The 21,654-nt window shown below is 45.1% G+C and carries 18 protein-coding genes; 10 read left to right on the top strand and 8 right to left on the bottom strand.

Annotated features, from left to right (window positions below; translation table 11 throughout):
* Window positions 1–13: 13 nt before the first annotated feature.
* From D8S93_RS03205 to D8S93_RS03175, 7 genes are all read left to right on the top strand, one after another.
* Window positions 14–3,106 carry a tetrathionate reductase subunit A gene (locus D8S93_RS03205; RefSeq protein ID WP_152811928.1) on the top strand — a complete coding sequence of 1,031 codons (3,093 nt, stop codon included), beginning with the start codon at window positions 14–16 and terminating at the stop codon, window positions 3,104–3,106.
* Between the two features lie 208 nt (window positions 3,107–3,314).
* Entirely contained in the window at window positions 3,315–3,878 is a 564-nt protein-coding gene (locus tag D8S93_RS03200) for a c-type cytochrome (RefSeq protein ID WP_413743270.1), read from the top strand.
* An 8-nt stretch (window positions 3,879–3,886) separates the two neighbouring features.
* On the top strand, window positions 3,887–4,939 hold the full coding sequence (locus D8S93_RS03195; RefSeq protein WP_152811924.1) for a c-type cytochrome: 1,053 nt from the start codon (window positions 3,887–3,889) through the stop codon (window positions 4,937–4,939).
* Between the two features lie 296 nt (window positions 4,940–5,235).
* The gene (locus D8S93_RS03190) at window positions 5,236–6,567 is read left to right on the top strand and encodes a paraquat-inducible protein A (protein WP_046874435.1); all 1,332 of its coding nucleotides are present in this window, start codon (window positions 5,236–5,238) and stop codon (window positions 6,565–6,567) included.
* Window positions 6,560–8,206 carry an intermembrane transport protein PqiB gene (gene pqiB, locus D8S93_RS03185; RefSeq protein WP_152811922.1) on the top strand — a complete coding sequence of 549 codons (1,647 nt, stop codon included), beginning with the start codon at window positions 6,560–6,562 and terminating at the stop codon, window positions 8,204–8,206. The genes D8S93_RS03190 and pqiB overlap by 8 nt, the downstream gene beginning before the upstream one ends.
* Window positions 8,206–8,784: a membrane integrity-associated transporter subunit PqiC gene (locus tag D8S93_RS03180; RefSeq protein ID WP_152811920.1), complete on the top strand. Its 579-nt coding sequence runs from the start codon at window positions 8,206–8,208 to the stop codon at window positions 8,782–8,784. The genes pqiB and D8S93_RS03180 overlap by 1 nt, the downstream gene beginning before the upstream one ends.
* A gap of 207 nt (window positions 8,785–8,991) precedes the next feature.
* Window positions 8,992–9,231 carry a hypothetical protein gene (locus D8S93_RS03175; RefSeq protein WP_005397103.1) on the top strand — a complete coding sequence of 80 codons (240 nt, stop codon included), beginning with the start codon at window positions 8,992–8,994 and terminating at the stop codon, window positions 9,229–9,231.
* Between the two features lie 65 nt (window positions 9,232–9,296).
* Here the strand turns inward: D8S93_RS03175 and D8S93_RS03170 are convergent, their stop codons facing one another.
* The 8 genes from D8S93_RS03170 to sohB all read right to left on the bottom strand — a co-directional run bounded on the left by D8S93_RS03170 (window position 9,297) and on the right by sohB (window position 18,399).
* A complete protein-coding gene (locus tag D8S93_RS03170; protein ID WP_152811918.1) occupies window positions 9,297–11,135 on the bottom strand; it encodes an extracellular solute-binding protein in 1,839 nt (612 codons plus the stop codon).
* Window positions 11,136–11,633: 498 nt separating this feature from the next.
* On the bottom strand, window positions 11,634–12,335 hold the full coding sequence (gene pyrF / locus D8S93_RS03165; RefSeq protein ID WP_152811916.1) for an orotidine-5'-phosphate decarboxylase: 702 nt from the start codon (window positions 12,333–12,335) through the stop codon (window positions 11,634–11,636).
* An 83-nt stretch (window positions 12,336–12,418) separates the two neighbouring features.
* The gene (lapB, locus tag D8S93_RS03160) at window positions 12,419–13,594 is read right to left on the bottom strand and encodes a lipopolysaccharide assembly protein LapB (RefSeq protein ID WP_005376665.1); all 1,176 of its coding nucleotides are present in this window, start codon (window positions 13,592–13,594) and stop codon (window positions 12,419–12,421) included.
* An 18-nt stretch (window positions 13,595–13,612) separates the two neighbouring features.
* A complete protein-coding gene (locus D8S93_RS03155; RefSeq protein WP_005397112.1) occupies window positions 13,613–13,909 on the bottom strand; it encodes a LapA family protein in 297 nt (98 codons plus the stop codon).
* A gap of 263 nt (window positions 13,910–14,172) precedes the next feature.
* Window positions 14,173–14,454 (bottom strand): integration host factor subunit beta, encoded by a 282-nt coding sequence (gene ihfB, locus D8S93_RS03150; RefSeq protein WP_005385816.1) that lies wholly within the window; start codon window positions 14,452–14,454, stop codon window positions 14,173–14,175.
* 213 nt (window positions 14,455–14,667) lie between these two features.
* Window positions 14,668–16,338 carry a 30S ribosomal protein S1 gene (gene rpsA, locus D8S93_RS03145; protein ID WP_005385817.1) on the bottom strand — a complete coding sequence of 557 codons (1,671 nt, stop codon included), beginning with the start codon at window positions 16,336–16,338 and terminating at the stop codon, window positions 14,668–14,670.
* A 110-nt stretch (window positions 16,339–16,448) separates the two neighbouring features.
* On the bottom strand, window positions 16,449–17,129 hold the full coding sequence (cmk, locus tag D8S93_RS03140; RefSeq protein WP_005397113.1) for a (d)CMP kinase: 681 nt from the start codon (window positions 17,127–17,129) through the stop codon (window positions 16,449–16,451).
* Between the two features lie 208 nt (window positions 17,130–17,337).
* Window positions 17,338–18,399, bottom strand: coding sequence for a protease SohB (gene sohB, locus D8S93_RS03135; protein WP_152811914.1), 1,062 nt, complete (start codon window positions 18,397–18,399; stop codon window positions 17,338–17,340).
* Between the two features lie 254 nt (window positions 18,400–18,653).
* On the opposite strand from sohB, the gene D8S93_RS03130 reads away from it, so the two are divergent.
* The 3 genes from D8S93_RS03130 to D8S93_RS03120 all read left to right on the top strand — a co-directional run bounded on the left by D8S93_RS03130 (window position 18,654) and on the right by D8S93_RS03120 (window position 21,630).
* Window positions 18,654–19,400 (top strand): YciK family oxidoreductase, encoded by a 747-nt coding sequence (locus D8S93_RS03130; protein ID WP_006743161.1) that lies wholly within the window; start codon window positions 18,654–18,656, stop codon window positions 19,398–19,400.
* A gap of 129 nt (window positions 19,401–19,529) precedes the next feature.
* Window positions 19,530–20,222, top strand: a complete 693-nt coding sequence (gene imuA, locus D8S93_RS03125; protein WP_152811912.1) for a translesion DNA synthesis-associated protein ImuA — start codon at window positions 19,530–19,532, stop codon at window positions 20,220–20,222.
* 4 nt (window positions 20,223–20,226) lie between these two features.
* Window positions 20,227–21,630 carry a Y-family DNA polymerase gene (locus D8S93_RS03120; protein WP_152811910.1) on the top strand — a complete coding sequence of 468 codons (1,404 nt, stop codon included), beginning with the start codon at window positions 20,227–20,229 and terminating at the stop codon, window positions 21,628–21,630.
* The last annotated feature ends 24 nt before the right edge of the window (window positions 21,631–21,654 follow it).

The following is a 21,654-nucleotide window of genomic DNA, read 5'->3' as shown; positions in this document are numbered from 1 at the left end:
AGAGGATTTCATTATGGATAACAAACGCCGTCAGTTTTTGAAATCAGGCATTGCAGTGGGTGGGCTTGGCGCATTCGCTGCGGGTTACGCCACCACCACCAAACATATGGTCGAAGGTGCGCTCGAAGGCACCGCAGGAGAAAAAACGCGTGATATTCACCACGGTAACTCGCTTGAACCAGAATACACGGTCAACAACAAAGGCAACCTGATCCCGAATCCAAATCAGCGCGTTGCGCCATCCATGTGCTTTGGTTGTTGGTCACTGTGCGGGTTGCGTGTACGCATTGATAACCGCAACGACGAGATCTTGCGTATCAGTGGCAACCCATATCACCCGCTGTCTCATCAGCAACACATTCCTTTCGAAACGCCAGTCAAAGATGCTTATTTGAGTTTGGCAGGAGAAGCGGGCCTTGACGGCCGTTCCACCGCCTGTGCAAGAGGAAACGGGATGCTAGAAATTCGCAACAGCCCGTACCGCATTACTCAGCCGCTGAAACGAGTTGGCAAACGCGGCGAAGGAAAATGGGTTCCCATCAGCTACGAGCAATTGATAGAAGAAGTCGTTGAAGGTGGTGATTTATTTGGTGAAGGCCATGTTGATGGCTTACGCGACATTCGCGATTTAACAACGCCCGTTGATCCTGAAAACCCAGAATATGGACCGAAAGCCAACCAATTGTTAATGACCAACGCTGGTAACGAAGGCCGAGACGACATTTTCAAACGCTTCGCGTTCAATAGCTATGGTACGCGTAACTTTGGGCATCATGGCTCTTACTGCGGCTACGCATTTCGTGCTGGCAGCGGTGCATTTATGAATGATTTGGATAAATTTGCCCATTTAAAACCAGACTTCGATAATGCCGAATACATCATCTTTATTGGTATGTCGCCTGCTCAAGCTGGCAACCCTTTTAAGCGTCAGGCGCGTCAACTCGCCAATGCGCGAACAGAAGGTAGCTTGGAATACACCATCATCACGCCAAGTTTGCCTGCGGGGTCATCGAGCTTGGCGGCCGGTGACAACAACCGCTGGGTACCAATCAAACCAGGCACCGACTCTGCCCTCGTGCTTGGCATGATCCAGTGGATCATCGAAAACCAACGCTACAACAAAACCTTCTTAGCCCAACCGGGGGCGAACGCAATGAAACGAGCTGGCACCGCGCACTGGTGTAATGCTACGCATCTCGTGATAAGCGATGAGCAGCACCCGAGAAACGGCACGTTTTTACGCGCGTCGGATCTGAATCTGCCATTCGAGGGCGAAGCGTTGTCTGACTCCGACCCGTACGTCATCGTGGATGATCAAAGCGGCGAATTTGGTGTTCATACCCAAGCTGAGGAAGCGACACTGTTTGTCGATAAAACGGTTTCGCTTGCATCAGGCAAAGTGCGCGTAAAGTCGTCTCTACAAAGACTCAAAGAAGAGGCGTTTAAATACAGCCTTGAGTTCTACAGCCAACAATGTGAAATCCCTGTCGAACAAATTGTTGAACTAGCAAAACGCTTCACCAGTCACGGAACCAAAGCGGTGGTCGATACCCACGGCGGCAACATGCACACCAATGGGTTCTATAACTCGTTTACCATCATGATGCTCAATGCGTTGATTGGTAACATCAACATGAAAGGCGGCGCGATGGCCAAAGCGGGTGGCTACCCAACTTCCGCTGCGGGTCCTCGTTACGACTTCACCAAGTTTGCTGGCAAAGTCGGCCCGAAAGGCGTCTTTTTATCGCGCAGTAAATTCCCATACCACAAAACCAGCGAATACAAACGTCGCGTTGAGGCAGGAAAATCCCCTTACCCAACTCGCGCACCTTGGTATCCGTTTGCCGCGCCACTGCTGACAGAACACCTATCTGCGGCTATTGATGGTTATCCATATCGCGTTAAAGCGTGGATCAACCACATGGCGAACCCGATGTATGGTGTACCCGGTTTGAAAACACTACTGGAAGACAAGCTTAAAGATCCAAAGCAGCTCGGTTTGATTGTGTCTGTTGATGCATTCATTAACGAAACCACCGCGTTGTCGGATTACATTGTGCCAGACACCGTGACTTACGAAAGCTGGGGCATGGCAACGCCTTGGCACGATGTTCCAGTGAAAACCGTCACCGCTCGTTGGCCGATTGTGGAAGCGAGAACACAGAAAACCGCCGACGGCCGCTCGATTTGCTTAGAGAACTTTCTGATTGATGTCGCTAAGAAAATGCAACTAGGCGGCTTTGGTGACAACGCGATTCAAGATGCGCAAGGGAATTGGCACGCTCTCCACAGCGCTGAAGATTTCTACTTACGTTCCGCGGCAAACTTGGCGTATGTGAAAGGCGGCGTGCCTGAAGTTTCGGCAGAAGACATTGCGTGGTCCGGCCTAGAGCGTTTAATGCCAGCCATGCAGAAGACGCTGACAGCGGATGAGATGAAACGTGTGGCGTTTATTTTTGCTCGCGGTGGACGCTTTGAAAATGCAACCGAAGCGTATCAAGGTGAGCAAATGAAGCACAAATGGACACGACCAGTTGCGATATGGAATGAACGTGTCGGCAGCGCAAGAAACACCATGACCGGTGATTTCTACACCGGTTGCCCAACATGGCATCCACAAAAAATGGCCGACGGCACACCAATGGAAGACCAGTTCCCAAGCTCAGAATGGCCTTTCAGCCTGACTAACTTTAAATCCAACATTCACAGTGCGGTATCCAACCTATCGCCAAGGTTGAACTCGATAAAAGGCGTAAACCCAGTGTACATCCATCCAATCGATGCCGAACGCGCAGGCATTAAAACGGGTGATGAGTTTGTTATCGAGACTCCATCTGCAAGCACCAAAGCACTTGCGATGATAGTCAGCGGGATTCGCCCTGGCACACTAGGATTTGAACATGGGTTTGGTCATACCGAGCTAGGACAACGCTCGCACTGGATCGGCGATAAACAGCAACCCGTAAAAACTCGCAGCCAAGATGGTGTCAACATTAACGACATCGGATTAATTGACCCAACCCGAGAAGGGAAAGGCGTGTTGTTAGACTGGGTGGTAGGGGCCGCGGCTCGTCAATCATTACCAGCCAAAATCCGCAAAGCTTAGTAGACAACCAAACCTGAAGAGCTGCCATTTAGCAGCTCTTCACATCCTCTAAATATGTGGAAATCCACAATACCTTTCCTTATTGACAAGGCCGACAATATCGTCCCAGTGACTACCAAGTAGCACTTGGACATATTAATAAGAATTAAAGTGAGTCAGCATGTCAAAGATTCTTCCAGTGGTGACAGCCTATTTGCTAGCCACCACTATGGGCGCAAGCGCCTCGTCTATTCCGGAAAAAGCCAGCGTGTGTAGTGGTTGTCACGGCCAAGATGGTATGGGACAGCCAAATATCGCTCCGATGATCGCTGGTTTAAACGCGAATTATCTCAACACTCAAATCGAACTATTCCTTAGTGGTGAACGCCAAAATGTGGTCATGCAAGGCATGGCGAAGGAGCTTAGCGATCCTGCCGTTCGTAAAGAAGTCATGGATTACTTTGCTAACCTTCCAAGCTACGAGTTCACTAACCCAGAGCAACGCGGCGACCAAGCCGACATTCGTAACCCGTATCGTAAATTAATCTTCCAAGGTGATTGGGATAGAAACATTCCAGCTTGCGCGACTTGTCATGGAGCCAGCGGAATGGGCGTCGACAAATTCCCTCGCCTCGCAAGCCAACATGCTGATTACTTAAAAACGCAATTGATGGAATGGAAAAACGACACTCGCAGTGGTGACCCGCTCAATATGATGGGTACTATCGCGAAAAATCTCACTGACGAAGAGATTGAAAACCTTTCCTACTACTTTGCCTCATTACGTTACTAGGAGCAGTCATGAAACGTTTCTATTCTTTGTTCGCATTGCCTCTCATCTCTGCTGCTACTTTGGCCAACGAGCCACTGCCGGATCGTCAAACTGAACTGCCCGCGGTGAAAAAAGAGAATCACGGTGAATACTTAAAACCGCGTGATCTAGGCACCATTCCAAATACCGAATTTGGTGAGCAAGTAAAACGTGGTTATTCCCTATTTGTTAACTCGCAACAAATGCGCGGAAAATACGTTGGCAACGAACAAAACTGTGTGAATTGCCATATGGAAGCAGGACGAAAAGCCAACGCTGCACCTCTATGGGCGGCATACATGGCCTACCCTGCTTATCGCAAGAAAAACGATCGCGTAAACAGCTATGCTGACCGTATCCAGGGTTGTTTCGAATATTCCATGAACGGTAAAGCTCCCGCTTACGATTCGCCAGAAATTGTTGCCCTTAGTGCTTACGCCTACTGGTTGGCGATGGGCGGCTTGCTCGACAAACATGGTATGACGGATGAACCAATTCCGGAGCTAGACGCAAAAGCGTTGCAAGTTGGTGGAAAAGCAAAAGACTTCCCGCTGCCAGAAGCCATCGCGCAAGCATTACCAATTGAAGAACGAGGTAATGTCTCTGGACGTGGCTACCCAAAAATCGCCGCCCCTGAGCAAGAACCATCACCAGAGCGAGGGGCATTAGTCTACGAAAAGAACTGCGAAACTTGCCATCGCGCCGACGGTTCAGGCATAAAAGGCACCGACGGCCATTCTTACATTCCACCACTTTGGGGCGAATATGCGTATAACTGGGGTGCAGGTATGCACCGTATTAACACCGCGGCCTATTTTATTTACGAAAACATGCCGCTTGGGAAAAGTGTCCAGTTAAGCAAACAAGAAGCGTGGGATGTCGCGGCATACGTCAATAGCCACGAGCGTCCACAAGATCCACGATTTAAAGGCAACGTGGCCGCAAACGCAGAGAGATATCACCAACATCAAGGCTATTACGGAAAAACAATTAGTGGTAAGCAAGTCGGCTCGAATGCTTTCAAGAGCGGTACCGTCGAGTAAAAGACAACCATTCATCTTAAATACCAGTGCTCCCTGCTCAGGCTCTCTGGGCAGGGTTGTTTTACTCTCCTGAAGCAATCACTGCCCCCTCCAAACCAGCAACGTTAAGTGGTTTTCGGCTTCCAACATACCAATCTTCGCAGTAAAATAATGCGCCAAACGCGACTTTGTTTATATCTTAGAGCTTCCATATACTATGATGCCAAAAGTAAGAAACTCGTAAACTCCTGAATCAAAACAAGCGTGTCTAATAAAAAAAGAGTATTCTTAGGACAAATGAATCCAAAACCTACCCGATGAGTATTCAACCTAATTCCCGTCAGTTAATTTCATGCGAAGAATGCGGCCTTGTTGTTCGTATTCCCGATATCGATCAAGGGCAAAAAGCTCAATGTCCTCGATGCGCACATTCTCTGACAAAAGTGAATGCTAAGCCCTATCAAAGCGTGATCGCCATTTCATCGGCATGTTTGATCATGTTGGTGTTAAGTATCTCTTTTCCTTTTATGTCGTTCAGTGTGCAAGGGCTATCGCAAGAAATCACCTTATTGCATGCAGCCAAAATGCTGGCTGAATTTCAAAATGTACTTTTAGGTGTGTTGCTTCTCGCAACGGTCGTCGTATTGCCTGCTATCTATGTCGGTCTCATTCTCTTTCTTCATCTCGAAGCATTAAAAGCGCGTAAACATACGCCATCCAAAAAACAGCAACGAATGGCGAAAGTTTTATGTCGCCTTCTGTTTCGAGTCGAACCCTGGCTGATGGTCGATGTATTCTTGATTGGCGTATTAGTCAGCTTAATTAAAATCGCTTCTCTGGCAGACATTGGAATGGGGACTTCATTCTGGGCGTTCTGCGTTTATACCGTACTGGTAGTCAAATGTATTTCTATGGTTGACAAAAGCTGGCTCTGGGGACACTTCATTCCAGCCATCGTGCTGCCCGATGTAAATGAGGGCGATACGCACCATAACCACAACCATATTGGTTGCCATACGTGTCACCAACTCAACCCAATTGAAGCGAAAAAGCACCAATACTGCATTCGTTGTAAAAGCCCTATTCATAAATACAACCCAGCAGATAATTTACAAAAAGCTTGGGCGCTTTTGTTTGCGTCAGTCATTTTCTATATACCCGCGAACCTTTATCCAATGATGTATACCGTAAGCCTTGGACATTCAGAAGGTTCAACTATCATGGAAGGGGTAATACTGCTTTGGCATTTAGGTTCTTACCCTATTGCGATGGTAATTTTCTTTGCTAGCGTATTCATTCCAATGGCGAAAATGCTGGCACTCGCGTGGCTGTATTACAATGCGCAAAAAGCGCGATACCTTCCTCCCAAAGAAAGTATTTCACGCTTAAAGATATACCGCTTAACTGAGTTTATTGGTCGCTGGTCCATGATCGATATCTTTGTCGTTGCCATCTTAGTTGCACTGGTTCAGTTGCAAAACTTAATGGCGATTTATCCAGGCCCTGCTGCGCTCTCTTTCGCGGCAGTGGTCATTTTCACTATGCTTTCTGCAATGATATTTGACTCACGTTTGTTGTGGCAGTTGCCACAAAACGAAGTGCAGGAGCCGATTTCTGACAACTTAAACGAGAAAGCCAAATATGAGTGATGAGAACAACGTAACCGCTCAAATAAAACCGCAAAAGCAGATTTCTGCGATCTGGATTGTCCCGATCCTTGCGCTAGCCATGGGAGCGTGGATGCTGTTCCAATACATCAACAGTACAGGCCCACAAATTACTCTCCAACTGCCAACCGCAGATGGGATTGAGGTTGGTAAAACCGAGATCCGAGCACTGAATGTTAAAGTCGGTCTGATTACCGAAGTCACTCTCAGTGAAAACTACGATCACATCATCGCTAAGGCTCAGATGAATAAAGACGCGAAGCGCATGCTGCGAGATGACACCATGTTCTGGGTGGTGAAGCCTCGTATTGGCCGTGATGGTGTTTCAGGTTTAGAGACCTTGCTCTCTGGCGCTTACATCCAACTTCAGCCGGGTAAATCTAAAGTAGAAAAGGAGTACTTTACAGTATTAGATGTACCACCAGTCGCTTCTCCTGATGCAGAAGGCCTGCGTCTTGTATTAACGCACCGCGAAGCTGGCAAACTAGGTGTTGGTGACCCGGTTATTTATAAAGGCTTTACCGTTGGTCGTGTAGAGAAAACCAGCTTTGATGTTGATACTCGCAAGGCGCTGTATCAACTCTTTATTTTCAAACCTTATGACAGCTTAGTGCGCACTCGTACTAAGTTTTGGCTGAATTCTGGTGTTGATTTACAGCTCAATGCCGAAGGGTTTGAAGTTAAGTTTGGCTCGCTAGAGAGCATGCTAACGGGTGGCGTTACCTTCGATACCGTTCCAGGTCTTGAGTCCGGTGAACAACTCACAGAAGACATGGTTAATTTCCGCTTGTACGATGATATTAAGCAGCTGAGAGAGGGTATGTACGATGACTACATTGAGTTCGTCATGTTATTTGATGAATCGGTACGTGGCTTAAAAGCGAATGCGCCTGTTGAGTACCGCGGTCTTCGTATCGGTACCGTGACGAGAGTACCGATGCGTTTACCAACACCAGAAGAAAACTTCTCTGCGAAAAAAATTCCAGTTTTGGTGCGCGTTGAGCTCGGTCGAGTGTACGGAGATTTAGAATCCCAATCTTTATCTATGTTCAAAGAAAAGTTGAAGGAAGAGTTTGCTCGCGGTCTCCGTGGCACCTTAAAGACTGGTAACTTGTTAACTGGCGCGCTTTATATTGATGCAGACTTTTATCCTAATGATGATCAGTACGTTCCAAGTGAATATGAAGGTTTAGATGTATTTCCAACCATGCGTGGTGGTTTTGCCCAAGTTCAGCGCCAAGTTAATGACTTCCTAAATAAGATTAACAGCTTACCAATGGAAGAAACGCTTAACTCTCTCAATGCAACGTTAAAAACGTCGGAAAAGACGTTGGCGTCAGCAGAACGTGTCGCGGACAGTATTGATAAACTTTTAAATCAAAAAGAGACGCAAGAGATCCCAACAGATATTCGCCAAAGCTTGCAGCAGTTGCAAAAAACACTCGATGGTTATGGACCAAACTCAACCATGTACAATGAAATGGAAGCCACGCTCAAAGAACTAGAAAGCGTGATGACAGAGTTTAAACCCGTACTTAAACAGCTAAACGAAAAGCCAAACTCTCTCGTGTTTGGAGAAGATGAAATCAGTGACCCAATCCCAGTTAAAGGCCAAAACTAATGAAACGAGTATTCTTTTTGTCTATCGCGCTATTTGTCGGTCTAACGGGTTGCAGTAGCGCTCCAGAAACTAAAGGGGCTTTGTACCTTCTACCTAAGGCGGAACCAATGACGCTGAGCTCTTCTGATATCTCACAGCGCCCTACTTTAGTTGTTCGTCCAGTAAAACTGGCAAGTTATTTAAACGACAGTGGTATCGTTTACCGAACCTCTGAGACTCAAGTTATCCAGGCAAGAAACAATCAATGGGCGCATAGTATTTCCGAGCAAATCACTCAGAGAGTCGTCACAGAACTACGCCACAAACAGACTCATTACTGGCCGACTGAAATGAACAACCTGTTGGATCAAAATGATGAAGCCAAACTACAGCTTACGTTAAATAAATTTAATGGTAGCTACAAAGGCAATATCGAAATTGAGGGGGAATGGTTACTCATTAATGCTGAAGGTAAGGTAGAAAACAGTGCACCAATACAAATCTCTCAGCCTCTACAGGACGAAGGCTATGGAGCACTTGTCGACGCACTATCCGTCGGGTTGGAAGAACTGACTTCGGACATTGCCAAAAAAATCTAAGATCGATGTTAATTACAGGGAAGCAAGTTGCTTCCCTTTTTTGTGCTGCGAGAAGTTTTCCGATCGAAATAGATGTAGATAATCAAGCGAGACAAATTGATCTTAGTCAGACTGCAATCCGTTCTTTGGTGCTACTCTACGGCAAAATATAAAGCCCCATCCTATGACCTTATGTAGAGGTCTTGTTGATAAGGTTCTTGAGTAGCAATGTCGATTAACATTTCCGATTTAACCACCGCCCTAAATAAGGTGGAGCATATTCATAAAGTTCAGCTTGAAAATGTGCATCAGTTCTTTAAAGCAAACGAAGCTTTCTCGGTAAAAACGTTCAGCCAACTTATATCTAGTGACTCACTTGATGAGCGATTTAAAACCATCGACAAGGCCTTCTCTTTGCTTGGTGATGTGAAAACCTACCTTTTAGAAGCGTCTTACTTAGTTAAGTAAAAATCAAAAAGCCCCTGTAACTTAATTACCGGGGCTTTCATTTGTATCGCCGCTAAGTTGTGGAGTTACAACTTGTAGCGATCATCAATAACCGTTGTCTCTGGGAAGGTTTTACCCTCGTCCATCGCTTCCTCAGTCTCTTCTTTTACTTTGGTATCGATCCAGAAATTACCAATATCCATTGGATGAAGCACCCATTCTGTCGCTTTTGTCATGCCATCTTTAGGAATTTTAACCCAGCGCCAATGTGCAACTCGAGAATAAGGCACCATGTATCCAGGAACGATGATATTCGCTTTGCTGACATAGTTTTGGATTTGATGCGATAAATCGTAACGCTTCTCCTGATCAAACTCAGAGTCATAAGCTTCAATCAACTTGTCCAACTCAGGGCTGCTGTAGTTGGTGTGAGCATTCGTTTGTGGTCGATTCGCATTATCAGAGTGCAGGTATTCCCAATACGCAGGAATCTCACCAGAACCCATATTCAAGAACGCTAACTGATGCTTTTTCTCAAGAATGTATTTAAACGCAGATGAACCATCCACCAAGTTTAACGTGAACTCTAGACCAGCAAGTTTCGCTTGCTCTTTCAAGTACGCAATACGCGGTGTCCAAGAGTTGTATCCATAGGTGATAGCAAAGCTCAAGCGTTGGCCCTTGTCGTTGACACGAATACCATCTGCGCCAACTTTGTCAAAGCCCGCTTTTTCGAAATGTTTAACCGCCGCATCGGCATCAAACTTAGGCGGTGTATTGTTAGGATCATCGTATTCGCCATGACCAAAGCCGAGTCCATGTGGTTTACGTGAATAATCTCCACGCATGATATTTTCAATCATGCCGTCATAGTCAGTGGCTGCCATAACGCCTTTGCGAACTTCTAGGTCATCCAACATCGGCATCGCGGTGTTCATCCAAAGGCCACCAGCGCCTTGTGGTGCTTCGTTAAAGCCCCAGTACTTTTGGATATAGCCTTTTTTGTACACATCACTATCGGTTTTGTCATGCCAAAAGCTTGGTAGCACCATCTCAAAGTAGTCCAAGTTGCCTTTCTCAAAGTGCTTCATGGCAATATCAGGATCGCGAATCACCTTAATGCGGACTTTTTCTACGTTGTAGCGGTTTTTATAGTAGCGGTTGTTATACCCCCACCAATCTTCACCGACGTGTTTGAATGTCACGCTCTTACCTTTCTTCACTTTATCAATGTAGTAAGGCGCCGCAGTTGGCTCAGATTTAAAGTTGAACTTTCTGACGAAGTTATCAGGCATGCCATCGTTATTTGCGTCCTTTTCTCCTTCAAAGAAGTGTTCCGGACGAGGCTGAAAACCATTACTCGGCATGTTAATCATAACCATGAGCGAGTCATGACTTTGAGCTACAGCGAGATTGACTTTGATGGTGTAGTCGTCAATTTTTTCAACACCAACAACGCTGTTCGTGAAGAAGTCGTTGTACCACGGGTCGATAATGTCTTTTGACGTGTAGTACTTCATCATAAAGACGTAATCATCTGCCGTAATTTTTTCACCATCTGACCACTCGGCCGTTTCATCAAGCTTAAAGAATACGGTTTTGTTGTCCTCTCCAAATGCCCATGACTTAGCAAGTTGGGGGATCCATTTACCAGTATTTGGATGACGCTGAGCAAGCTTTGGTGAACCATCCATTAAATATTGGCGCAAGCCGGAGTTCGCATCTGGACCAACACTTCGTAATGTCTGAGGAAAGCTCTGAATGTAAGTACGATAAGTACCACCTCGTACCGCTTCTTCAGAGGCGAACAGAGGTTCATTGTTATTTGAAATCCATTCTATATCAGCAGGTAGCTCTGCCGCACTCAGTTGAAAACTGGCAGCGGTCAGTGTTGCAAGTACTGAAAATGGCAGTTTTTTAGTCATGTTTCTTCCTTGTTGTGTTTGCGATTAAGGTCGTAGCAAGGAAGACGGAGTGTGAAAGCTGCAAATAGAAAATACGCAGATAGGAAATAATAGGAGCGTAATATGAAGTGACTTCCTGCCAGCTTCTATATTAATTTCAAAGAGTTTCACTAGGTCATCCTAGACCTTACAACGCAGTGAATGCATCCTCGCCATAGTATTCTTTAGGCTTTTGTAACGCAAGTCATCAATAATACATGGTCGCATTTTCTATGCATCACAGTGAGTCATGTTACAAAAGTGTGATCGATACAGTACCAAGCCCTACTTTTCTCATAATAAACCGTAGAACCTTTATCCGAATAAGCTCCCCCCCTACACCAATTAAAGCAAGCAAGTAAGCGAGCAGATATAACTGGTTAAAATGAGCAGTTACTTACTACGGTTGGTATTTTTATTAGATACAAAAAAGGTGAGGCATCACAGCCTCACCTTTCTTTATACAATACAAGACTGTGCTTACATACTAGACAAGCTATCATTGATCGATTTCAACACTGCAGCAGGATCCACAGCTTGAGTAATTGGACGCCCAATAACAAGATAGTCAGAGCCTGACTGAATAGCCTCTACTGGTGTCATGATACGGCGCTGGTCACCTTGCTCAGAGCCAGCAGGTCGGATTCCTGGTGTAACTAACTTAAAGTCTTGACCAAGTTCGCTCTTAAGCAATGAAGACTCTTGAGCTGAACATACGACACCATCTAAACCAGCGTTTTTGGTCAATGTCGCCAGACGAATAACTTGATCCTGAGGCGCAATGTTCAAACCAATACCCACTAAATCACTTTGTTCCATACTGGTTAGTACCGTTACTCCAATCAGAAGTGGGCGATCTTTACCGTATGGCTCAAGAATTTCACGTGATGCCGTCATCATGCGCTCACCACCGCTCGCATGCACATTCACCATCCAAACCCCTAATTCCGCGGCTGCGCGGACCGCCTTAGAACACGTATTTGGAATATCGTGAAATTTCAAATCCAAGAAGACTGAGAAACCACGTTTGTGGAGTTCACGTACGAAATCAGGACCAAATAGCGTAAACATTTCCTTGCCAACTTTTAGGCGACATGACGCAGGATCAATTCTATCTACAAACGCAAGTGCGTCTGCTTGGTTATCATAATCCAGTGCGACAATAACTTTTTGGTCGATCATTTCATCTCCTAACTATTTTGGTTCTTATTAAATAAAAAGTTAAAAAAATGCAGCGGACAGAAACTCTGTCAGCTGCATTAAAATTATTCACCATCCAATCCGCGGATTGGCTTGATCGTCCCCCACCCTTTACAGGATGGGCAGTGCCAATAAAGGGAATGAGTAGAAAACCCACACTTCCGGCATCGGTAGTGTGGTTTCACTTTTAACTGTTCACCCACCATCGCTTGTAGCGTCGATAGACTGTCCTTCGCGCGACCGTCTTCTGCTTCAGCAATGTGGTAGTCAATTAATCGATAAAAGCCCTTCATGGTTGGATTTTTCAGCAGCTGTTTGGTCAGCAGCTCTTGTGCAGCCCCGACGTTCTCGTGGTGAGCAACCAACTGAGCCAACATTAACTCGGCTGATACGCCTGCTTTCTTATCAATACAAGCTCGCAGAAACTCTACAAGTTCATCTTCCTGGCCCAAATGATGGTAGCACTCTGCAATGGTTGGTAAGACATCGCTGATAAAGTCTTTGTCTTGCTCAAGCACACCCGTCAGGTATTTTATCGTGTGTTTATAATCTTCGGACTCTAGATAAATTCGTCCCAAAGCAATACTCGCTCGAACACACTTTGGGTCTTCTGCTAGGGCTTTTTTAAAGTGCTGTATTGCCTTATTAGTATTACCATCGGCTTGGTCGAGCATGGCAATTTCACACCAAAAATGAGCAATATTCGCACGCATTCTGGAGCGTTTATTACCCAACTTAGCCAATTGATTAGCGTAATAAATTGCTTTTTCCCATTCACGTGTTTGTTGGTAAATGGTTACCAATTGCTGAAGGGCCGCTTCTTTGTAATCTGGCTCTTCGACTAACTGTTCGAAGATTTTCTCTGCACGATCGAGAAAACCAGAGACCATGTAATCTTTCGCCAACTGTTGAAGTGCAAGATTCTTTTGATCCAGTGTTAAGCCAGAGCGAGAAATGAGATTTTGGTGAATTCGGATTGCACGGTCGACTTCGCCACGAGACCGGAATAGGTTACCCAACGCAAGGTGAGTATCGATGGTCTCGTTATCAACTTGGAGCAATTCAATAAAGTGATCGACAGCCTTATCTGATTGGTCAGAGAGCAGCAGATTAAGACCCGTCATATACTGACGAGAGATTTGATGAGATTGCTTCTGCTTGTCTTGCTGAGCGCTGCGATGCCCCATATACCAGCCATACGCAGCAGCTATAGGCAACAACAAGAAGAGTAGTTCAAGCATTAAAGTTAAGCCTTATCCTTATGCCTGTTTTTCGATGGCTGGCTTATCAGCAGGTTTGTTTGCATCTGTAGGTTCGTACTTTTTCAGTTTTTTCTTTAAACGACGAACTTGTAGCTGAGTTTTCAGCTGGATACTACCAAAGATAACCCACGCTAAAGCAAAGCCAACCACAAATACCACACCTAATAGTGTAGATAAGTGGAACTCTCCTTTGGCTAGAAGATAGTTAAAAGTCACGAGCTCTTGGTTTTGGGAACCTAACGCCAATGCAATTAAAAAGAGAGCTAAAACAGCAACGATTTTTATAATTTTCATTTACATCACCCTTCTAGGAGTAAATCGGTAAGATTATGCAGGAAAATGCTTCTTCAGACTACGTATATTAGCAATAATCTATACCCAAGTAACCTCAAGATGCTTAGTTTGTAGACACGCCTAGAAGTTAAAGTTACTTGGGTGTAGAAAGCTGCAAAGAAAACAGCCAGAATCAACAGCTCGCTTCGTAAACTGCTTGGATACATTACAAAAAAGCGGCATACACAAACGTATGCCGCTTTTTTCAAACTAATAAGAGTGCGTTAGCCAATATTTACACGCTCACGAAGCTCTTTACCAGGTTTGAAATGTGGAACGTATTTACCTTCCAATTCCACTTTATCGCCCGTTTTAGGGTTACGACCTACGCGAGGCTCGCGGTAATGAAGAGAAAAACTACCAAAGCCGCGGATCTCGATACGGTCACCGCTCTCTAGCGTAGAGGCCATGTGCTCTAAAATATCTTTTACAGCATCCTCTACCTCTTTCGCTGATAAGTGTGTTTGCTCAGCGCAGAGTCTTTCAATCAGTTCAGACTTAGTCATAGTTGCCCTCTTTGAGTATCTTTATCACTTATTATAGTAAGTAATACTAATTCCAACAAACACTTGCTGACAATTCTAGACAAATTTTATGCAAAATGCGCAATGAAGAAATGCCTTTTATTAAGATAGTTTACCGTCATTAGTATTACTACTTAAATATGCTCAAATATAAAAAAGGAGCCTTGCGGCTCCTTTTTTGCTTAAGCGAGTATATTATTCGCCTTTAGCAGCTTTGAAAGCGTCAGCCATTGCGTTACCGAATGCATTGTCATCTTGCTTGTTGATAGATGCCATTGCTTCTTGCTCGTCAGCTTCGTCTTTAGCTTTGATAGATAGGTTGATTACGCGGTTCTTACGGTCTACACCTGTGAACTTCGCTTCAACAACATCACCAGCGCTTAGGATTAGAGAAGCATCTTCTACGCGATCGCGAGATACTTCAGAAGCACGGATGTAACCTTCAACGCCTTCTGCGATTTCAACAGTAGCGCCTTTAGCGTCAACAGCAGTTACAGTAGCGTTAACTAGAACACCTTTCTTGTTGTCAGCAACGTAAGCATTGAATGGGTCGTTTTCCATTTGCTTGATGCCTAGAGAGATGCGCTCACGCTCAGCGTCTACTGCTAGAACAACTGCAGAGATCTCGTCGCCTTTCTTGTACTCACGTACAGCTTCTTCGCCAGCAACATTCCAAGAAATGTCAGATAGGTGAACTAGACCGTCGATGCCGCCTTCTAGACCGATGAAGATACCGAAGTCAGTGATAGACTTGATCTTACCAGTAACTTTGTCGCCTTTAGCTTGTGCTTCAGCGAATGACTGCCATGGGTTAGCTTTACACTGTTTCAGACCTAGAGAGATACGACGACGTTCTTCGTCGATTTCAAGAACCATAACCTCAACTTCGTCGCCAACATTAACAACTTTAGAAGGGTGGATGTTCTTGTTAGTCCAATCCATTTCTGAAACGTGAACTAGACCTTCAACGCCTTCTTCGATTTCAACGAAGCAGCCGTAGTCAGTTAGGTTAGTTACGCGACCAGTTAGTTTGTGACCTTCTGGGTAACGCTTAGCGATTGCTACCCATGGATCTTCGCCTAGTTGCTTAAGACCTAGTGATACGCGAGTACGCTCACGGTCGAACTTAAGAACTTTAACTTGGATCTCGTCACCAACGTTAACGATTTCAGATGGGTGCTTAACGCGCTTCCAAGCCATATCAGTGATATGTAGAAGACCGTCAACGCCACCTAGGTCAACGAACGCACCGTAGTCAGTAAGGTTCTTAACGATACCTTTAACTTCAGAACCTTCTTGTAGAGTTTCTAGAAGCTCGTCACGCTCAACGCTGTTTTCAGATTCGATAACAGCACGACGTGAAACAACTACGTTGTTACGTTTTTGGTCAAGTTTGATAACTTTGAACTCTAGCTCTTTGTTTTCTAGGTGAGCAGTGTCGCGGATTGGACGTACGTCTACTAGAGAGCCAGGAAGGAAAGCACGGATACCGTTTAGTTCAACAGTGAAACCGCCTTTAACTTTACCGTTGATGATACCAACAACAGTTTCAGCTTCTTCGTAAGCTTTCTCAAGTACGATCCAAGCTTCGTGACGCTTAGCTTTCTCACGAGAAAGTTGAGTTTCACCGAAACCATCTTCAACAGCGTCTAGAGCTACGTCTACTTCAGCGCCAACTTCAACTTCAAGTTCGCCAGCAGCGTTCTTGAACTGTTCAGCAGGGATAGCAGATTCAGACTTAAGACCAGCGTCAACAAGAACGAAACCGTTCTCGATAGCTACTACAGTACCTTTAACGATGCTGCCTTGTTGGAATTCTGTTTCGTTTAGAAACTCTTCAAAGAGTTGAGCAAAAGATTCAGTCATTTAATTAATCTTCAATAAATTAAACTTCCACGGGTATCCTACCGCATGGGGTTATTAAATTCGCCAGTCATCATCCTTGCGACCAACGCTCTTAGTCTAGCCGAGTATCATTACTCAGCTAGCTTCGATTCGATATATTGTAGTGCCTTTTCTACTACTTCGTCGATAGTCATCGACGTAGAATCTAGCACAAGCGCATCCTCAGCAGGGCGTAGTGGCGCCACTGGGCGGTTACGATCTCGGTCGTCACGCTCTTGGATCTCGCTTAAAAGGTCAGCAAATTTAACATCTAACCCTTTCTCTTGCAACTGTTTAAGGCGTCGATTTGCACGCTCTTCTGCGCTCGCATCAAGGAAGATTTTCGCTTGTGCACTTGGGAATACAATTGTGCCCATATCACGACCATCAGCCACTAGGCCCGGAGCGGCCTCAAATGCACGCTGACGACGTAATAATGCTTCACGAACACGTGGCAGAGCCGCAACTTTAGATGCTGCCATACCCGTTTCTTCTTTGCGAAGCTCCCCTGACACATCTTCGCCTTCTAGAACGACCTTAACTAAGTCACCCTCTGCGATAAATTGAACGTCTAGGTGTGTTGCCAGTGGGACAAGTGCGTCTTCTGACTCTGTGTCGACACCGTGATGAATCGCAGCGAGTGCAAGTACACGATAAATTGCGCCAGAATCTAAGAGTTGGAAACCCAACTTTTTCGCCAGCAACATACATAAAGTGCCTTTACCTGCACCACTAGGTCCATCTACGGTTACAACCGGAGTTTGAGAGGACATGTTCTTCTCCACCTATAGTTTCTTTTCAGCAATTTGCTCGGTTTTCGAGGCGCGCATTATACGGGTAATCGCCCTTTGGAGCGAGGAAAAATGTCGTGTAAAGCATTACACCTAATGCGCAATTGGATTCATCAATAAACATAAGGTTCAACAAAAACGGCGAGAGCTTCCACCCTCGCCGTTTTAAATGTCATGATCTTAGGTTCGATTAAACAATCGGTTTTTGACCACGCTCAGCTAACTTTAAGATCACGCTGTCAACAACTTTGCCCGCGACACCTGCTAGCTTGTCTGCCAGTTTTTTCTTCTGTACATAATGCACAGAAAGTACGGTTTTATCTTTGCATGCCGCAACAACGATATCATCAGATGTACTAATATCATCCACCAAACCAAGCTCTTTCGCTTGTGTACCGAACCAGTGCTCACCTGTGGCTACTTTGTCTAGGTCCAAACTAGGACGACGCTCGCGAATGAAGTCTTTAAACAAGACATGTGTTTCTTCAAGCTCTTGCTTAAACTTATCGCGCGCTTTATCGGTATTCTCACCAAACATCGTTAGCGTGCGTTTATATTCACCCGCGGTTAGTTGTTCGTACTCAATGTCATGTTTCTTCAACAGTTTGTTGAAGTTAGGAATTTGTGCGATAACGCCAATAGAACCCACAATTGCAAACGGTGCAGAAACAATCTTATCTGCGACACATGCCATCATGTAACCGCCACTTGCCGCAACTTTGTCAACAGAGATGGTCAGAGGAAGACCCGCAGCTTTGATTCGGTCCAGTTGAGAAGAGGCAAGGCCGTAACCATGAACCATACCACCGCCAGATTCTAAACGAAGTAATACTTCATCACCTTCACGTGCGACAGCCAAAATAGCAGTGATCTCTTCACGTAGAGACGCAACTTCTTTTGCATCTATACTACCGTTGAAATCAAGAACGAATAGGTGTGGTTCACGCTTGCTATCTAATGAACCGTCTTTGCTCGCTTGTTTGATCTCTTTTTCACGAGATTTGTTTTTCTCTTTCTCTTCTTTCTTGACCGCTTTATCTCGAGCTTTGATGAAAGCATCGTCGTGCAAATGATGTTCTAACTGCTCAACAGATTGTTTGTGTTGCTCTGAAAGGTTGGTAATCTCTAACTCCCCTTTCGCCGCACCCGATTTGCCACCAGCCGATTTTGCAATAATGAGCAGAACAATTATCGCAGCAACCACCGTGATAATTTGGGCCAGAAACAGACCATAATCTAATAAAAATTCCAACGAGAGCTCCTTTATCTCATTTCAGATGACGTTAGTATGTTACGCAGAAACATCAGCGAGAAGGCAGCGCGGTTTGTAACCACTTGTTCTGATTGATAGCATACCTAACGAAAGTTCTGGAATTGGTATAACACATGAATTGGTGTATTGTAACCATCTTGTCACGATTACCAAGATTTTCCATTGAGAAACAGGCGTTTTTTAGCGTCAATTAACTATCATGGACCCTCTTACAATAATAAGGATTTATCGCCGTGAACTACTCCGTTTCAGCTGATGCTCTAAAAGGTAAAGTCATTCTTGTTACTGGCGCTGGTAATGGCATCGGCCGTCAAGCCGCGCTTTCTTATGCCGAGCACGGTGCAACTGTTATTCTCTTGGGTAGAAATGTGCAAAACCTTGAATCTATCTATGATGAGATTGAAGCCGCTGGCTACCCACAAGCTGCTATCATTCCTCTGGATCTCAAGGGCGCAACTAAGCAAAATTACATTGATATGGCAGAGACAATCGAAGGACAGTTTGGTCGTTTGGATGGCCTATTACACAACGCAGGTGTCTTGAGTTCGCTGTGTCCATTTGATCAAATCAAAGAGGAAGATTTCGACGATATCATGCAGATCAACGTGAAAGCAGAAGTGTTAATGACTCAAGCACTACTGCCTGTGATGCGTAAATCAGAAGCTGGGCGTATTATCTTTACCTCTTCGACCGTCGGCCACTCGGGTCGCGCTTTCTGGGGGCCATACGCTATCTCTAAATTTGCCGTAGAAGGCATGATGCAAGTTTTGGCTGACGAGCTGAGTGATACGCCGATCCGTGTTAACGCAATTAACCCTGGTGCAACTCGTACTCGCATGCGTGAAAAAGCATACCCGGGTGAAGATGCAAATACTCTCAAAACGCCATTGGATCTCATGCCGCTATATTTGCACTTAATGGATCCAGCGGTTACCGATGTGAATGGTCAGTGCATCGACGCTCAACCGAAGCGTAAATAACGAATTCAGGTTACCTCACATAATCGATTGAAAAGGCAGCAAACGCTGCCTTTTTTCATTTCTCTCTTCATAAAAATCTTGCGACTTTCTGTCATAGAAATATACTGCACATATATACAGGTATTTATTATGCACGATATTATTCAGCACTTAAAAAGCCAGCACCTTGTTTGGCAAGCAAATTTAACGAAAACAGATCCTCAGCAGTTGCGGACTAGTTCCGGGTTTTCTGAATTAGATGATTTGCTCGGCGGAGGCTTTCCACCTCATGGCGTAGTGGAGATGGAATCTATTGGTAGTATTGGTGAATTGCGTTTGCTCGCTCCTTATTTAAAAGCCACTCAGACCAATGGTGTGACTGCATTTATTCAACCTCCCGCGTTAGTGAATTCTCTGTTCTTACACTACATCGGTTTGAATATAAACCAAGTGTGGGTCGTTAATCCAACTCACCCCAAAGATGCTCTTTGGGCTGCAGAGCAATGTCTGAAAAGTGGGGTATGCAGTAATGTTTTGTTATGGCAAGAAGAGCTTGAAATACATCAAGTGAAACGCTTACAGGTAGCGAGTGAACAAGGTACTTGCCCTCTCTTTATGCTTAAAACAGACACTATCAACCGCTTGTCTTTGCCTGTGTCACTCAGTTTAAAACTGAAAGGCGACGAGCAAGGGATTAATGTTGAAGTGCTGAAAAGGAAAGGAGGCTGGAATAGAGGTAGCGTTAGTATCGGCTTCCAACACCATTACCCGCAACTGGTGAAACCATCATCTGAAACTGTGCACTCGACTGTGGTCAATTTCCCACTGGCGAACCAAGGTTAGTGATATGGCTCTGTGGATTTACTTGCACTTCCCTCGCCTGCAGCTAGACGCATTCTTTGGTGATAACCAAGAACAACCCGTGGTGATTGTCGAAAGCCAACGTTGCCAGATTCTTCAATACAACGAGATTGCCGAACAACAAGGTATTAAGCCTGGTATGGGCTTAGGCAGTGCTGCGTCCTTGTGTCGAGATTTACAAGTGCATCCTTATCATCCACAAACCGAATTAAATAAATTACAAGAGGTAGCTCAGTGGTTGTATTTGATCACATCTGACGTTGTGTTGATGCCAAACCAAGGTATTTTGCTGCGTGCCACACCGATGCTCACCCTATATGAAGGGTTGGACAATTACTGGAATAAAGTCAGTAATCACTTAACTAAACTGCAGTTAAGCTTTCAATTTGGTTGTGGTTTTTCACCTCTGTCGGCCAAGTTAATGGCATTGGCAGGAGCGAATGTGCTTAGTGACGATAAATCTCTTATCGAACAAATGTTATTCCCATTACCGCTGCCTCTAACCGATTTATCGAGCTCTATGGTTGAAAAGCTGCACCGCGTAGGCGTTACTTCCTTAAAAGGGTTACTTGAACTGCCGTTGCAAGACATCGCACGACGCTTTGATATCGATTTGGTGAACTACGTTGGTCGACTGACTGGGCAGTTCAAGCATCCTGTCGACTTTTATCACCCTACCGAATCATTCCAAGTTTATTTAGAGCTGTTGTTTGAGATCGAAAACGTTCAGTGGATTGAAAAGCCGTTGGCCAAATTACTTCGTCAACTCGAAACCTTTCTTAAATTAAGAGATAAGGTCGCTTTTGAACTGTGTTTAACACTCCACCAGCGTGAGAAACAAGAGCAACACCTTCAACTCACTTCTGCGCAAGGTGATTACCTATGTCAGCGTTGGCAACAGTTAGCGAGTTTAAGCTTAGAATCACTCTCGCTTAATAGCCCAGTCACAGGGCTAACGTTAAAAGTCGTCCGTCAAGGTGAGTCTCTTAGTGCATCACGCGATCTCTTTGCTGGGCAAAAAGGGAACATGAATGCTTTAGAACTGCTCTCTTTACTGCAAGCTAAATTGGGGAAAAGTGCTGTGTTAAAACCCAACATCGCTTGTGATCCTAGACCAGAAAAGGCCAGTCAATATCGCCCTGCTGATGCTCCAGATGAAAAGGAGCACGCCATACCATCCATACTACGCCCCGCAATGCAATTGCCCACTCCCATTGCATTGCAAGAGCAAGTCTCTTTGGTCCACGGACCTGAGCGAATCGTTTCTGGATGGTGGGATGGTGATGAGATCATGCGTGATTACTACATTGCACACACCAAGCAAGGCCGCTGGTTATGGATATTTCGCGATCAGCACAAGCACTGGTTTCTTCATGGCTATTTTTGTTAAATCGACAGTTATTTTTGTTGGATC

Origin of the sequence: Vibrio sp. VGrn 2 (assembly GCF_009361695.1) — a bacterium.
GTDB lineage: Bacteria > Pseudomonadota > Gammaproteobacteria > Enterobacterales > Vibrionaceae > Vibrio > Vibrio diabolicus.
The sequence above is the reverse complement of the archived record's forward strand: the minus strand, read 5'-3'. Positions and strand labels throughout refer to the sequence as shown.